We start from the raw sequence: 15069 nt of genomic DNA, 5'->3' as shown, positions 1-15069 counted from the left end.
TTTTCTGCCGGAAAATTTTTTTATATTGAAGACATCGACTACAATGATGCATTTTTGTGTTCAGTGTTTCTACATTGTATGAGTCTATCGCTTATTGCGTTAACGCCGTTTCTAGGCGCCGGTTTTGTTGCAGTCATTGCACAACTGGGGCGTTTGCATGCCGCCTGGGGTGCCGGTCTGGTCGCTTTAATAGCGCTGCTTTTTCTACTGCCTCACACAGCCGATGCTTTTTCAGGCAAGGTGCTGGTGCACAGTATTCCCTGGATGCCCATGCTGGGTATGGATTTTGCTTTCCGTCTGGATGGCCTGGGGCTGTTATTCACCCTCCTGATACTGTGTATCGGTCTGCTGATTATTCTTTATGCCAGATATTACCTGTCCGATCGCGATGACATGGGGCGTTTTTACGCCTATCTGCTCATGTTTATGGGTTCCATGCTGGGTATCGCCACTTCAGAAAACATTATTCAACTGCTGATTTTCTGGGAACTGACCAGCCTGTCTTCTTTTTTGTTGATCAGTTACTGGCAGACACGTCATGAATCGCGCAGCGGCGCGCGTATGGCTTTAGCCGTTACCGGCGGCGGCGGATTGGCACTGCTGGGCGGCTTTTTATTGCTGGGCCAAATTGTCGGCAGCTACAATTTAACGGATATTCTGGCCTCCGGCGACCTGATCCGCTCCCACGACTTATATCTGCCGATGCTGATTCTGGTCTTGCTTGGCGCATTTACCAAGTCCGCACAATTTCCTTTTCATTTCTGGCTGCCCAATGCCATGGCTGCGCCCACGCCCGTTTCAGCCTATCTGCATTCGGCTACCATGGTCAAAGCAGGCGTTTTCCTGCTGGCGCGCCTGTTTCCGGCGTTATCGGGTACATCTGCATGGTTCTGGCTTGTCTGCTTCACAGGGCTTGTAACACTGGTTGTGGCCGCCTATATTGCCATGTTCAAACATGATTTAAAGGGACTGCTTGCCTATTCGACGATCAGTCATCTGGGCCTGATTACATTATTATTTGGCATCGGCACGCCCATGGCTGCGCTGGCGGGTGTCTTTCATATCATCAATCATGCGATTTTCAAAGCTTCGCTATTCATGGCCGCGGGAATTATCCACCATGAAACCGGTACCCGCGACATGCGCATACTCAAGGGCCTATGGAAGTACATGCCGCATACCGCACTGCTTGCGATGGTCGCAGCTGCATCGATGGCCGGCGTGCCTCTATTTAACGGCTTTCTGTCAAAAGAAATGTTTTTTGCCGAAACACTTTTTGTCATCAACCTGCCGTGGGGCTGGCTGTTACCGGCAGCCGCAACACTGGCAGGTATTTTTGCCGTCGCTTATTCGTTACGCTTTATTCACAACGTATTTTTTGACGGTGAACCCACTGAGCTGCCCAAGCAACCGCATGAACCTCCCCGCTTTATGAAAGTACCGGTCGAAATCCTGGTCGGTTTGTGCCTGCTGGTCGGTATCTTTCCGGCGTTCACCGTTGAGCCCATCCTGGCTGTTGCTGCTTCCAGCGTATTACAAGGCCCGGTCCCCGAACATGACCTGGCTATCTGGCATGGCTTTAACACAGCGCTGTTTATGAGCATTACCGCGCTGGCTGGCGGGGTGATACTTTATCTGATACGCAAGCCATTGTTTACACTACAGGAACGCCTGGAGCGCCTGTTCGATTTCAAGGCATTGTACGAATTCCTGCTGGAAAAGCTGCTTGCTTTTGCCAGCGCCGTCACGCATTTTCTGAATACGCATTCGCTGCAGCGCATGCTGTTCATTTTTATGCTGTTTGTCATAGCGTTGGGAATATTCGGCGCAACAGCAACGGATCATGATTATGATCTGACCGGTGAGCGCGGCATACTGCCGGTTGACGGTGTCAGCCTGTTGGTTGCCGCAGTACTCGTCGCTGCCGCAATTGCAACCGTTGTCATGCACCGGCAACGACTGATTTCACTGGTGCTGCTGGGAGCCGTCGGTTTGGTCGTATCGCTGATTTTTGTTAAATTCTCCGCACCGGATCTGGCCTTGACACAGCTTTCCGTTGAAGTCGTCACCATTGTTCTCATGCTGCTTGCACTGTATTTTCTGCCGCAGCAATCGCCTGACGAGTCGGGAAAATGGCTGCGCAGCCGCGATGCTTTAATCGCAACAACGGCGGGCGGCGGCGCTGCGCTGCTGGCATGGGCGGTATTAACCCGGCCTTACGAAAGTATTGCCGGCTATTTTCTCGAAAACAGCCTGCCAGAAGGTGGCGGTACCAATGTGGTCAATGTGATCCTGGTTGATTTCCGGGGCTATGATACGCTTGGGGAAATCACTGTGCTGGCGCTGGCCGGGCTGGGCATTTACGCCTTGCTGGAGCACCTGAAAATTGCCGGCGCCAGCCATGACAGCGAAGGGCGCGCCTGGGATGAAGATTTGCATCCAACCATTATGGCATCGTTTGCGCGCCTGCTATTACCGCTTGCGTTGCTGGTTTCCATGTTTATACTGCTGCGCGGGCACAACTTGCCCGGCGGCGGTTTTATTGCCGGCCTGGTTACCGCAGTAGCACTGGTAATGCAGTATCTGGCCAACGGTGTAATCTGGACGCAGCAACGGTTACCGATCAATATGCACAAAGTCACCGGTTACGGCCTGATGATTGCCACCTGCACCGGACTGGCGAGCTGGATTTTCGGCCACCCTTTCCTAACCTCGACACACAGCCATATTCACTGGCCGGTTATCGGCGAATTTGAGCTGGCTTCGGCCATGGCGTTTGATCTCGGCGTTTATCTGGTTGTCGTCGGCGCCACATTGCTTATTTTGGTCTATCTGGGCCTGGTGCATCATCAAAGCCATCAAATGAAACCCAGAAAGCGGATACGTTAAATGGAATTACTCGTTTCGATCATCATCGGTGTACTGACAGCCTGCGGCGTTTATCTTTCACTGCGCGGCCGCACGTTTCCCGTCGTGCTGGGACTAACTTTTTTATCGTATGCAGTCAATCTGTTTCTGTTGGTCATGGGGCGGCTGACAATAGGCAATCCGCCGATTATCAACGATAACGCCGCGAATTATGCCGATCCACTGCCGCAGGCGCTGGTATTAACCGCCATTGTCATCAGTTTTGGCATGACTGCCTTCGTGATCATCCTGTCGCTGAAAGCTTTTCTGGAAATGGGTAACGATCAGGTCGACGGGAAGCACAGGCCATGATAAATCATATCGTTATTTTCCCGGTTATACTGCCGCTGCTGGCGGGCATACTGCTTCTGCTGATGCCCCAGCGGCATCTACTGTTCAGGCGCGCCGCCAGTCTTGCGGCGATAGCGCTGCAACTTGCCGCAGCCGGCCTTCTCCTGAACGCTGTCAACAGCGGCGCTATTTTTGTCTATGCGCTGGGAAACTGGTCGCCGCCTTTTGGCATCGTACTGGTAGCGGACCGTCTGGCTGCCTGGATGCTTGTTGTAACGGCACTGGTTGCCACTTGCGCTCTGTTATACGCTGTGCGCGGTACAGATAAAGACGGCGCGCATTTCCACGCACTGTTTCACTTACAGTTGCTTGGCTTAAACGGCGCATTCCTGACGGGAGATCTGTTTAATCTGTTTGTTTTTTTTGAGATTCTGCTGCTGGCCTCCTACAGCCTGCTGCTTCATGGCGGCGGCCGTCTGAAAACCAAAGCCGGTCTGCATTTTGTTGTCATTAATCTGGTCGGTTCAACGCTTTTTCTGTTCGCTGTAGGCACACTGTATGGTTTGCTCGGTACGCTGAACATGGCCGATCTGGCTGTCAAAGTCGCCGGCGCGCAGACTGAAGATGTCGCGCTCATTCAGATAGCCGGCCTGCTGCTGTTTGCTGTGTTTGCGCTGAAGGCCGCGCTACTGCCGCTTTATTTATGGCTGCCCGCCGCGTACGCCCATACCACGGCAGCCGTCGCCGCGTTATTTGCCATTATGACCAAAGTCGGCGCATACTGTATTTTACGTGTTTATACCCTGATTTTTGGTACGCAGGCGGGCCCGGTATCGAATTTGATTGAGGCATGGCTTTTACCCCTGGCATTAATGACTTTAATAATCGGCGTCTTTGGAACGCTGGCCAGTACACGGCTGCGCCAGCAAGTTGCTTATCTTGTCATCGCTTCCATTGGCACGCTGCTGACGGCCTTTGGCATGAACAACGAAGCCGGCATTGCCGCCGGTTTATTTTACCTGCCGCACTCAACCTTTGCGGGAGCCGCTTTGTTTCTTCTTGCAGATTGCATCGCCAACCGGCGCGACGTCATGGAAGATCAGTTCGAACCGGGGCCCATCATTCAACAACAGCGGATACTGGGCACGCTGTTTTTTATACTGGCGGCGCTGATAGCCGGCCTGCCGCCGCTTTCCGGCTTTATCGGGAAATTTTTAATTCTGCAAGCCGCCTTGCCGCATGCAGCTCTGCCGTGGATCATGGGCGTTGTGCTCATCACCGGTCTGTTCACTTTGATCGCGCTGGCGCGCGGCGGCAGCATGATGTTTTACCGGGCGCAGGCTCCGCATATCTGTCATATCCATCCCGACGCCAATCTGCAGCGAAGCGGCATATCCGTAACAACCGAACTGGCGCCGGTTGTTTATCTGCTTGCATTTTGTATCGGCTTATTGATCTGGGCCGGCGCCATCACTGAATATACAACCGTCACTGCCAGTCAATTACTGCAACCCGAGCTGTACATTCAATCGGTGCTGAATCTGGAGGTTAAACAATAATGACGCGCCTGTTACCGCATCCTGTCCTGACACCGGTACTGGCTTTTATCTGGCTGCTGCTCAACAACAGTATCGCTCCCGGACAGATCACACTGGGTCTGATATTCGGCTGGGCGATACCGGTACTCACGATACACTTCTGGCCGGATAAGGTATCCATCCGCAGACCGGCGGTACTCATACGCTACCTTATGGTGTTATTTTATGACATTATAAAGGCGAATTTCACGGTGGCGCGGCTGATACTGGGAAATACCGATCAACTGCATCCTGTTTTCATTAAACTGCCGCTGGACTTGACTACCGACCTGGCAATCGGGCTTTTGGCTAACAGCATTACCTTGACGCCAGGCACATTATGGGCACGGCTTTCGGACGATCACAGCTATCTGTTGATTCATGCATTGAATGAAACAGACCCGGACAGGCTTATTGCAACCATTAAACAGCGTTATGAAAAACCGTTAAAGGAGATTTTTGAATCATGCTAGCGATTTCAATTCAGATAGCATTTGCATTGGTCGCCGCCGCAGTCGCGATGAGCTTCTGGCGGCTGTTACGCGGCCCCGATGCGCCCAACCGCATACTGGCGCTGGACACATTGTATATCAACACCATTGCAATACTCGTGTTGCTGGGTATTCACCTGGGCAGCGCGCTTTTTTTTGAAGCGGCGCTGCTGATCGCGCTGATGGGATTTATCGGCACCGTTGCGCTGTGCAAATATCTGTTACGCGGCGATATTATCGAATAAATCATGCTGGAATTTCTTCTTTCCCTGCTGGTGCTGACCGGCGCCAGTTTCGCATTCATCGGCTCCTTGGGCCTGATCAGGCTAAAAGACTTGTACACCCGCCTGCACGGACCGACCAAGGCAACCACACTGGGTGTCGGCAGTCTGTTGATCGCCTCGGCGATTTATTTCAGCACCTATAGCGAACAGATCAGTCTTCACGAATTTTTAATTACGATTTTCCTGTTTATCACAGCACCAGTGAGCGCGCATCTGCTGGCTAAAGCAGCCTTGCACCTGGGCCTGCCTTCACTGGCTGAAATACCGGAAGCGGAAGAAGCCGGTCAGACAGAAATGACCGGAACGGCTCAAACCGGTGCAACAGAAGCATTTGAAAAAAATGAACGCATTGGCAGTGAAAATGCCAGTCCTGGTGAAAAAGCAAGGCCGGAAAAATCGGAATCGATCACAAAAACACCAGGAACGCCCGATCAAACACGGCCATAGACTGCATACACATATTTATTGCTTTGGCTTTTACAGGCAGTCCGGCGATGCTGTCTGAAAAAATACCGGGTTTTTATAATAATTCCACCAGGCGGCTATTCGCCTGCTTTATACACCTCGATACGGCTGATCAGACCGTCAGGCTCAAAGTAAATACATTCACGCCCCTGTCTTCTGACAGGCTCATCTGCGGCGGCATCTGTTGCCGTCATGAGAAAATCAAACGCAACACCGTTTGTTCCGATCGGGCGGTAATTCGACACTTCCCAATGCACGTCGGGATAACGCGCAAAAAAACTCAGCATCATTTCATGTATGGCAACACTGCCCTTATACTCGCCAAAATACGCGGAATGATACGTGGCCTCTCCCAGAAACAGCGTTTCAATGCGCCTCAGGTCATGCTTATTCGATAATTCGATGTAATTTTTTGCCAGTTCCATATTTTTTTGTACACTCATTTACCGCCCTCCCAAAAAAATAACTGATTTCCTGTTAATAGTAACAATGGCTAGTGCTGATCATCTCGTGCAGCAGATGCTGCAGATTCTTCGCGCATAAAAATCCATTCATCATCATTACTTGCGGCTTCATTGAACGTATATCCGGCGGCATCAAATTGTTTAATATCTTCAGGTTTCATCAAATTATTCTGGATAATATACCGGCTCATCAAACCACGCGCTTTTTTGGCAAAGAAACTGATTATTTTGTATACACCATTCTTTTCATCCTTAAAAACCGGTGAAATGACTTTGGCATTCAATTTCCTGGTATTGATCGATTTGAAATATTCCTGGGACGCAAGATTGATCAGCGTATTCGAGCCTTGTTCGCGCAGTTGCCGATTAATGGCGTCTGTCAAACTGTCTCCCCAGAATGCATAGAGGTTGTTGCCGCGCTGATTTGTTAACTGCGTGCCCATTTCCAAACGGTACGGCTGAATCAGGTCGAGCGGGCGAAGCACTCCGTATAAACCGGAGAGAATTCTCAAATGATGCTGTGCAAAATCCACCGCCTGCGCATCCAGCGATTCTGCATCGAGACCGGTATACACATCGCCCTTGAATGCATACACCGCCTGTTTGGCATTATCCGGATTAAACGGGCGCTTCCATTCAAAATATCGGTTGGAATTGAGCACGGCCAGCTTGGGACTGATCGACATCAACCGGCCAATTTGATCGGGCTCCAGCTTTTTCAACTGATCGATCAGCCTGGCCGAATCGTCAAGAAAATCCGGTATGGTAAATTTCTCAGTACCGGCGGGCGCTTCAAAATCCAGTGTTTTTGCGGGCGAAATAACAATAATCATGCATTTTTATCCTGAAAATTCTAGATCGGGTAACATTTTCCGGGTAAGTATACTAAAATCTTGCCTGGGCATTTTGCAAGTACGCAGTAAATCAATCCAAATCATGACAAAATATGTCAGGCAGACTTTTTTAGGCATTATTATCGGCCTGTCTGGCATGGCTTTCTACCTTTCGCCCCAAGGGTGGTATCTGGAAGAAAAATACGGTCTGGACTTGCTGTTCCAGTTACGCGGAGCGGCGCCAGCACCCGATGATGTGATGATTATTACCATTGACAGCCAATCGGCCAACAAGCTGGGTTTAGCGCTTACACCGCCAGACTTCTGGCCATGGCCGCGCAACCTGCATGCCCGGCTGATTGACCGGCTTCATCGGTCAGGCGCGCGCGTCATTGTGCTGGATCTTATTTTCCGCAAAGCCGGCGCAATACCTGAACACGATCTGCAACTGGCACAAGCGATTGAAAATGCTGGCAATGTTATTGTTGTAGAGCGGTTATTCACCAAAGAACACGATCTGGCGGCTAACCCAGGTAATCCTTCTGAATTTAAACTGATCGAGGAAAAAAGCATCCCGCTGCTGAAAGAGATCTCGGCGGCAGTATTGGCGCATACCCCCTTTCCACTGCCGGATAAATTCCCTGTTCCCATCAACGCCTACTGGGCTTTTAAACCAAGTATAGGCGACTCTCCAACAATCCCGGCCGTGGTGTTACATGCCTATGCACATGAAGTTTATGACCATTTGACCGCGTTACTGCACAAGGTACATCCGTTCGACACCGCACATTTTCAACACTATCAAGACCAGACCAAGGATCTGGAATCAGCGGCGCTTTTCTTGCGGCAATTATTTATCAATCATCCTGAAATCAAGCCCAAAATAATGTCCGAATTACGTCACAACACAACATTCAATATCCGGCAGAAACAATTGATTCAGGCACTGGTCAATCTTTACGCCGGTCAGGAGGCATATTACTTGAATTTTTATGGACCGCCAGGCACGATCAAAACCATTCCTTATTATCAATTTTTGCAGCCGGCGGCAAAAGAACAAAAACAATCCGGCGCATTGCTCGATCAGGTCCGCGGTAAAGTGGTTTTTGTCGGATTATCTCAGTTAACACATGCTGAGTACGAAATTACACGCGATGCATATGACACTGTTTTTACCGATTCGAAAGGCGTCAAAATCAGCGGCGTCGAGATTGCCGCCACAGCATTCGCCAATCTGCTTGAAAACAGACCGGTCAGGCCTTTCCCCTACGCAGGCAGCCTCGGACTGTTATTTGTCACGGGTTTGACGCTGGGTTTTGTTTTTCCATTACTGTCCAGTAAGGCGCTGATCGCAGCCGGCATCATCACAGCGGGCGCCTATACTGTTTTCACCTGGTTGCTGTTTAAACAGGCCGGCATCTGGCTGCCGCTGATTATTCCACTGCTCGTTCTCCTCCCTGGCGCAATTTTCGGTTCTGTTTTGCTCAATTACTTCACAGCCAGGCAAGAGCGCGATCAGCTTTTGGAATTGTTCGGCCAGTTTACGCCTGATCGTGTGGTGGGCGATTTAACCAGACGCATCGATGCCAGTCTGAGCAAGGATCAACTCGTTTTTGGCGCGTGTATGTTCACCGATATCCAGGGTTACACAACGCTTGCGGAAAAAATGGATGTCCGCGCACTAAGACGGCTGATAGACGATTATTTTCAAGTCTTGTCCCGTTCGGTGAGACAAAACAATGGCGTCGTCTCTGAAAAAATCGGCGATGCCATGCTGGCGATCTGGGAAGCCACCTCCGCCAGCAAAACGCTTCGGGAAGAAGCCTGCGAAGCAGGCCTGACCATCATCAACAATCTCAACCGCTTTAATCGCGAGGGCAGTCACCCGCCACTGCCCACACGCATCGGTATCCATTTTGGCGATCTGCTGGTCAGCAGGCTGGGCGCGATGGACAACTATATCTACCGTGTTATCGGCGATCTGGTCAACACTACCAGCCGTATCGAAAACGCCAATAAGTCTCTGGGCACCCATTTGCTGGTCACCGACGAAGTGATTGACGGCATCGACCGCTTTCTAACCCGCCCGCTGGGCAGTTTTCAGCTTGCGGGCAGATCAACACCGGTCAGCTTGTTTGAACTGATAGACTATCGGCAAACCGCCAGCGACCAGCAGCGGCTGTTATGTACTATGTTCAACGCGGCGTTAGCAACCTACCGGCAACAGCAGTCCAATGCAATTAATCAGTGGCAAAAAATCCTCGAGATTTTTCCGGAAGACGGACCCGCAACATTCTATCTGAATATTTGCCTTAAATCGCCGCCCGAACAATGGCAGACCATCCACAAACTTACAAAAAATCCATAACCATAAACCTTTCGCTGCATGGTGCGATAATTCCCGCTTTCAACATACGTTTTGCACGTTAGCATGTTATCGACTGCATCGCTTCCACGCGCAATCTGCTACAAAAACAGTTAACGTTTGATGCCTTATAGGAGTATTTCTTTACTCAAAACTATTCAGGGCACTTATACGCAAATTATAGCCCGGCTACAAGATTTTTAGACCGCAACAATTATATTATGTTAATCTTTTGACTGCGTTGCAGTTCAGCTACGTAATGGATATTACGAGAAAAACAAGAGAGCTATGAGCATATCGGAAACGGCAGTAAAACGAACCAGCAGCTGGCTGGTTTTACTGGCTTTCGCCGTACTCGCCACTGTACCTGTTATGCTGGCACGCAACGCAATAGCAGCAGATGTCTGCGCAGTGAACGCCGCACTGGTCGTCTCGGTGCAGGGCGATGTCGAGCTGCGCCGGGCGCAGTCCACATTATGGGAGTCCGCCAGGCTGGATACGCCGCTTTGCGCGGGCGACTCGCTCAGAGTGCGCCGGCATGGCCGCGCTTCAATACGGCTCAGTAACGACAGCCTGATGCGGCTGGATCAACGGTCCGCCATCACTATTCCGCAAACCGATGCCAATAAAATCACCTCGTTCGTCGACCTGATCGAAGGCGCCATTCACATTATCACGCGCACGCCCAGACCGTTTAAAATCAGAACGCCTTTTTTGAACGCAGGCGTGGAAGGCACGGAGTTTTTTGTGCGTGTGCAAAGCGATTTCGCACAGATTATCATTTTTGAAGGCCGCGTATCAGCAGAAAACACGCTGGGCAGCCTCTCTCTGACAGACCATGAAGCCGCAGTCGCCTACCGCAATCTGCCGCCGCAAAAGGAAACGGTGGTCGAACCACTCGATGCCGTGCAGTGGACGCTGCATTACCCGGCGATTATCGGCTATCACCGGGGTCGTCTCGATACAGCTGAAACAGACTTCACCAGCCGGTTGCAGGAAGCGGAGCAGCTGCTGTCCGTCGGACGGGCGCAAGAAGCCGGCAGCATCATCGGCAGCATACTGACCAAAGACCCGGACAACAGCGCGGCCATTGCACTGCAATCCATTATTGCAGTGGTCCAGAATGACAAGCAAACAGCGCTCGAACTGGCAAAGCGGGCCGTTGCATACGACGAATTGTCAGCCGCGGCCAGGCTCGCGCTTTCGTATGCCCAACAGGCATCGTTCGATATCGAGGCCGCGTTGGCCAGCGTCAAACAGGCGGTTGTTCTCGATCCGCAGAATGCGCTGATCTGGGCAAGGCTTGCCGAGCTGCAAATGTCTGTCGGCGAACTCGAACAGGCGCTTGCATCCGCACAGGAAGCGGTCGGCCTGAATCCGGCTATTGCCAAAACGCAAACGGTATTGGGATTTGCGTATTTACTGCAAATCGACACCGCCGATGCAAAATCGGTTTTTCATGACGCCATACTGCTTGATCAGGCCGATCCCATGCCAAGGCTCGGGCTGGGGCTCTCGCTCATCCGCGAAGGCCGGCTTGAAGCCGGGCGCATCGAGCTCGAAATCGCCGCCAGCCTCGATCCCGGCAATTCACTGATTCGCAGCTACCTTGGCAAAGCGTATTTCGAGGAAAAGCGTTACTCAATCGCAGAAACGCAGTTTGAACTCGCCAGGGAACGCGACCCAAATGATCCCACCCCGTGGTTCTACGGCGCCATCCAGAAGCAAACGCAGAACCGCCCGGTTGAAGCGCTGCGGGACATTCAGAAATCGATTGAACTCAACGGCAACCGCGCCGTATACCGCTCCCGACTGTTGTTGGATCAGGATCAGGCCGGACGCGGTTCCAGCCTCGCGCGTATCTACGACAACCTCGGGTTTGAAAAGCGCGCATTGATGGAAACCGCCAAATCGCTGGCTTACGACCCATCGAATCATTCCGCGCACCGGTTTTTGTCGGATACATATGCAAATACACCGCGCCACGAAATCGCGCGCGTCAGCGAATTGTTGCAAGCGCAGTTATTGCAACCGATTAACGTCAACCCCGTACAGCCGCGTCTCGCTGTTGCCGACCTGAATATCATCACCAATACCGGCCCTGCCGTGACCGGCTTTAATGAATTTACGCCGTTGGTCGAACGTAATCGCGCTCAGTTAGTTGCTTCGGGCATCGTCGGCAGCAACGGCACCATCGGTGACGAAGTTGTCGCATCGGCGCTCTACGACCGTGCTTCGATGAGTATCGGGCAATTTCATTACGGCAGCGATGGATTTCGCCCGAATAATGATCAAAAACATAACATCTACAATGCCTTCTTGCAATACGCGGTCACGTCTAAATTCAATCTTCAGGCAGAGGTGCGCAGACGCGAAACGACGCACGGAGACTTACTGCTCGACTTCGATCCGGGCAGATTCGACCCGAATCAACGCAGACGGTTGGAACAGGATACCGCGCGCGTAGGTGGTCGGTATGCGTTATCACCTGACCAGGATATTATTTTCTCGGCTGCGTATTTTGACCGAAAAGAAAACCTAAATTTTGCAATACCCGGTTTCGATCCCGCTACAAATGACATTGTTATCACCCCCCTGCTGAATAATACTAAGGAAAAAGCTTATCTGGTAGAAGGGCAATATCATTACCGGCAAGAACATTTAAATATCATCATGGGCACCGGTACTTATCGGTCCGATGCAAAAAATCAACAAAATATTCCGCTTGTCTCATTACCTGACAACTTTATCAGAGAACGCCAGAACGGTTATCTTTATTCTAATTTTAACCAGATAGACAATGTCAGCATCACTTTGGGTTTAAGCTACGACGCATTGAAAGACAGCGCTGTTATCAAAGAAAATAAATTCAATCCCAAGTTTGGCTTACAGTGGAGCTTTCTCGATCGTTTCCGCATGCGTTTGGCATTTTTTGAAACCGTCAAATCGGCATTGTTTGCCAACCAGACTCTCGAGCCGACGCAGGTTGCCGGTTTTAACCAGTTTTTTGACGATTTTAATGGCACCAGGGCGCAGCGCAAAGGGATTGGCCTGGATGCTCAACTTACAAAAAATATCTTAAGCGGCATCGAAGTATCTTCACGCGACCTGAAGGTTCCAGTAATACAAGGAATGCCACAGTCACTGGAGTTAGATACCCAGAAGCAAAAAGAGCAATTATATCGCGGCTATTTTTATCTGCTGCCGCACAAATTCTGGGCGATAAGAAGCGAAGCGCAGCTTGAGAAGTTTTCTCGACGAATCATGCAGTTTAACCAGCCGACCCGAATTGAAACACTCAGTGTTCCGGTCAGCATTAACTATTTTAACCCGCACGGCCTTTTTGCAAAACTTACGGGCACTTTTGTGCGGCAGGAAATTGACCGTACAGCCGCTTTTCCAGGCGCAGCTCCCACTACAGCACTAGATAATTTTTTCTTACTCGATACGACTATTGGCTATCGATTTCCGAACCGAATGGGGCTTGTCAGTTTTGAAGGCAGGAATCTTTTAAATGAACATTTCTTTTTCAGAAATGTGAATTTTTATGTATCCGAAGCGATTAATCCCCGGTTTATTCCGACACGCACTTTTTTTGCACGAGTGACTTTAAATTTTTAGAAGGAGAATTAAAAAATGAAAGCAGTTGTTTTTTTACTGACAGGATCGATATTTTTGGCAGGTTGCGTCACTATGCAGCACGAACAGAGAACAGATCATAATACAGCAGGAGAACATTCAAAAGATTATCAGCATCATAAAGTTCCACAGCTATCGCCAGAACTTGAACAAGAATTGCTAAGACTCACAAACATGGAAAATATTGGATTCATCGTTGCTGTAGACAGAAACGGCAACCCATTGGCAATCGCATCAAGTCAAGCAAAATCCGCCGAAATCTTTACCCCGGATGAACGTCGCCCAGCCCGGGCATATTCGCCACCGCAAGCATTTTCATTCGTAGAAATTAAAAAATCCCACTGTTGGGCTATGGGTCTACGGTCAATATATTATCCAATAGGTGGAGTAGGCGTTGAAATATGTTTACCTTTCTAAGAAGCAGATTGACAAGATCACAAAGGGGTCAAAGATCACCCCTTTTGCATTGCGCAATTTTGTGTTTGTGGCCGGAACCACAACGCCTAAATCTACACGCAGTTCTTCAACATCGTAAACGCCATCATTACATAAATCATACAAACGGATTCCGGATAACAAGTCGGTTGTCTATCATTTGGCCATCCTGCATATCTTCAGAATATAGCGCTGTACAGTCAACAGACAACGCAGCTGCGCTATCCGAAGCCCGTGAAAATTGTACATCGACAGTCACCGGCACCACAGGACATAGCATACATATTTGTGAAAGAAATTCCCGGATTTCTGCAAAAGACATTTCCAGTTTTCTGCTGGCTACGCTTGCGAATTCATTGAGCACCTAAACACTTATAGTTCCATCATTTGCAATTATATTTTCTGCCTGAGCCGATTTTGTTTCATCTTCAGATAAGAGATACAGCACTACATCTGTATCCAGAAAAACGTTATGACCGTTCATGCAGTTCAATGCGATCGAATTTAAAGTCTTTCGGCAATCGCCCCCGGTACTTCCTTAAACGCGCAAGAATTTCACGAACTTCCGGCGTTTTCATGATTTCAATATCGCGGGAACCTGCGACATGAATTTCAATCTCGTCACCTTCCTTCAGATTAATAAGCACTTCAACAACCGAAGCAGGTATTCTGACGGCCAGACTGTTGCCCCATTTTGAAACTTACATTTGATAACCACTCCCAATGATATACTTATTCAGCATTGTACAACGGGAACTCAAAAGGTAATTGCCGAGGCGTTCCGCCAAATGGAGTGAAAGTTACAGACAACGGCTGAATGACAACATTGTCACGGCGGATCATCCTTCGCGCATCCGCCTTACGAAAACTGAAACTGATAGAGTGATATGCCGAATTATCGAAGGTATCGGGTGTCAGGCGGGACGTATTTTTTTACCGTGAATCTTCTCGAGAAGACGGCTGGATTTGCTGGTACGTCATATTGACGAATTACGTGCAGCGGTACGCGCTACCAAACGGAATCGTCCGTTCCATATCGATGTCTTAAGATCAAGGCTTACTTGATGTTAAGACCGGGTAGCATCATATGCCATATATGCAAAAGCAATTACGACAACCAGTAATACAATCACGGAGATAATATCCATGACTAGTACTCCTTTAAAGTTGAAATCAAATATTTAATCCTAAATTCCTCAGTTAGCTGGAATCAAATGCCAACGTAGCGGGAAATGAATCAAGAAATTGTGATTTCTGGGGTTTGCTGGCAATAATTTTACTGATGATATAACGCACCAAGGCTGGCCAGCGACCTGCT

Annotated in this window: 11 protein-coding genes and 1 pseudogene; 9 read left to right on the top strand and 3 right to left on the bottom strand. The window is 49.8% G+C overall.

Annotated features, from left to right (window positions below; genetic code table 11):
• The first annotated feature begins 78 nt into the window (after positions 1-78).
• Genes BMY60_RS03835 through BMY60_RS16585 form a run of 6 tightly spaced genes read left to right on the top strand, consistent with a single transcriptional unit; the run spans position 79 to position 5997 of the window.
• A complete protein-coding gene (locus BMY60_RS03835; protein WP_090331350.1) occupies positions 79-2889 on the top strand; it encodes a monovalent cation/H+ antiporter subunit A in 2811 nt (936 codons plus the stop codon).
• Positions 2890-3219 (top strand): Na+/H+ antiporter subunit C, encoded by a 330-nt coding sequence (locus tag BMY60_RS03830; protein ID WP_090331348.1) that lies wholly within the window; start codon positions 2890-2892, stop codon positions 3217-3219.
• Positions 3216-4757, top strand: coding sequence for a monovalent cation/H+ antiporter subunit D (locus BMY60_RS03825; RefSeq protein WP_090331347.1), 1542 nt, complete (start codon positions 3216-3218; stop codon positions 4755-4757). The genes BMY60_RS03830 and BMY60_RS03825 overlap by 4 nt, the downstream gene beginning before the upstream one ends.
• Positions 4757-5248, top strand: a complete 492-nt coding sequence (locus BMY60_RS03820; protein WP_090331345.1) for a Na+/H+ antiporter subunit E — start codon at positions 4757-4759, stop codon at positions 5246-5248. The genes BMY60_RS03825 and BMY60_RS03820 overlap by 1 nt, the downstream gene beginning before the upstream one ends.
• Positions 5242-5511, top strand: a complete 270-nt coding sequence (locus BMY60_RS03815; RefSeq protein ID WP_090331344.1) for a K+/H+ antiporter subunit F — start codon at positions 5242-5244, stop codon at positions 5509-5511. Before BMY60_RS03820 ends, BMY60_RS03815 begins: the two co-directional genes overlap by 7 nt.
• A 3-nt stretch (positions 5512-5514) precedes the next feature.
• Positions 5515-5997: a Na+/H+ antiporter subunit G gene (locus BMY60_RS16585; RefSeq protein ID WP_090331343.1), complete on the top strand. Its 483-nt coding sequence runs from the start codon at positions 5515-5517 to the stop codon at positions 5995-5997.
• 95 nt (positions 5998-6092) lie between these two features.
• Here BMY60_RS16585 and BMY60_RS03805 read toward each other — a convergent pair whose 3' ends face one another.
• Positions 6093-6458, bottom strand: coding sequence for a nuclear transport factor 2 family protein (locus tag BMY60_RS03805; RefSeq protein WP_090331342.1), 366 nt, complete (start codon positions 6456-6458; stop codon positions 6093-6095).
• A gap of 50 nt (positions 6459-6508) precedes the next feature.
• Entirely contained in the window at positions 6509-7312 is an 804-nt protein-coding gene (gene yaaA, locus BMY60_RS03800; protein ID WP_090331340.1) for a peroxide stress protein YaaA, read from the bottom strand.
• Between the two features lie 103 nt (positions 7313-7415).
• Between yaaA and BMY60_RS03795 the strand changes: the two genes are divergently transcribed.
• The 3 genes from BMY60_RS03795 (at position 7416) to BMY60_RS03785 (ending at position 13733) form a co-directional block, all read left to right on the top strand.
• On the top strand, positions 7416-9680 hold the full coding sequence (locus tag BMY60_RS03795) for a CHASE2 domain-containing protein (RefSeq protein WP_177166570.1): 2265 nt from the start codon (positions 7416-7418) through the stop codon (positions 9678-9680).
• Between the two features lie 285 nt (positions 9681-9965).
• Positions 9966-13298 (top strand): FecR domain-containing protein, encoded by a 3333-nt coding sequence (locus tag BMY60_RS03790; protein WP_256250669.1) that lies wholly within the window; start codon positions 9966-9968, stop codon positions 13296-13298.
• Positions 13299-13313: 15 nt separating this feature from the next.
• Complete coding sequence (locus tag BMY60_RS03785) at positions 13314-13733, top strand: hypothetical protein (RefSeq protein WP_090331337.1); 420 nt, start codon at positions 13314-13316, stop codon at positions 13731-13733.
• Between the two features lie 488 nt (positions 13734-14221).
• On the opposite strand, the pseudogene BMY60_RS03775 reads toward BMY60_RS03785, so the two are convergent.
• Positions 14222-14440 (bottom strand): annotated as a pseudogene (locus BMY60_RS03775) (AbrB/MazE/SpoVT family DNA-binding domain-containing protein); the annotation flags it as partial.
• Positions 14441-15069: the final 629 nt, after the last annotated feature.

The organism is Nitrosomonas sp. Nm51 (assembly GCF_900111165.1).
In the GTDB taxonomy this organism is placed as follows: domain Bacteria; phylum Pseudomonadota; class Gammaproteobacteria; order Burkholderiales; family Nitrosomonadaceae; genus Nitrosomonas.
This window is presented reverse-complemented; position numbering and strand designations above follow the sequence as displayed.

Bases quoted from the DNA above. Each gene is read 5' to 3' on its own strand.
- BMY60_RS16585 (WP_090331343.1), top strand. From the start codon at position 5,515: ATGCTGGAATTTCTTCTTTCCCTGCTGGTGCTGACCGGCGCCAGTTTC.
- BMY60_RS03785 (WP_090331337.1), top strand. From the start codon at position 13,314: ATGAAAGCAGTTGTTTTTTTACTGACAGGATCGATATTTTTGGCAGGT.
- BMY60_RS03835 (WP_090331350.1), top strand. From the start codon at position 79: ATGAGTCTATCGCTTATTGCGTTAACGCCGTTTCTAGGCGCCGGTTTT.
- BMY60_RS03830 (WP_090331348.1), top strand. From the start codon at position 2,890: ATGGAATTACTCGTTTCGATCATCATCGGTGTACTGACAGCCTGCGGC.
- BMY60_RS03805 (WP_090331342.1), bottom strand. From the start codon at position 6,458: ATGAGTGTACAAAAAAATATGGAACTGGCAAAAAATTACATCGAATTA.
- BMY60_RS03820 (WP_090331345.1), top strand. From the start codon at position 4,757: ATGACGCGCCTGTTACCGCATCCTGTCCTGACACCGGTACTGGCTTTT.
- yaaA (WP_090331340.1), bottom strand. From the start codon at position 7,312: ATGATTATTGTTATTTCGCCCGCAAAAACACTGGATTTTGAAGCGCCC.
- BMY60_RS03795 (WP_177166570.1), top strand. From the start codon at position 7,416: ATGACAAAATATGTCAGGCAGACTTTTTTAGGCATTATTATCGGCCTG.
- BMY60_RS03815 (WP_090331344.1), top strand. From the start codon at position 5,242: ATGCTAGCGATTTCAATTCAGATAGCATTTGCATTGGTCGCCGCCGCA.
- BMY60_RS03790 (WP_256250669.1), top strand. From the start codon at position 9,966: ATGAGCATATCGGAAACGGCAGTAAAACGAACCAGCAGCTGGCTGGTT.
- BMY60_RS03825 (WP_090331347.1), top strand. From the start codon at position 3,216: ATGATAAATCATATCGTTATTTTCCCGGTTATACTGCCGCTGCTGGCG.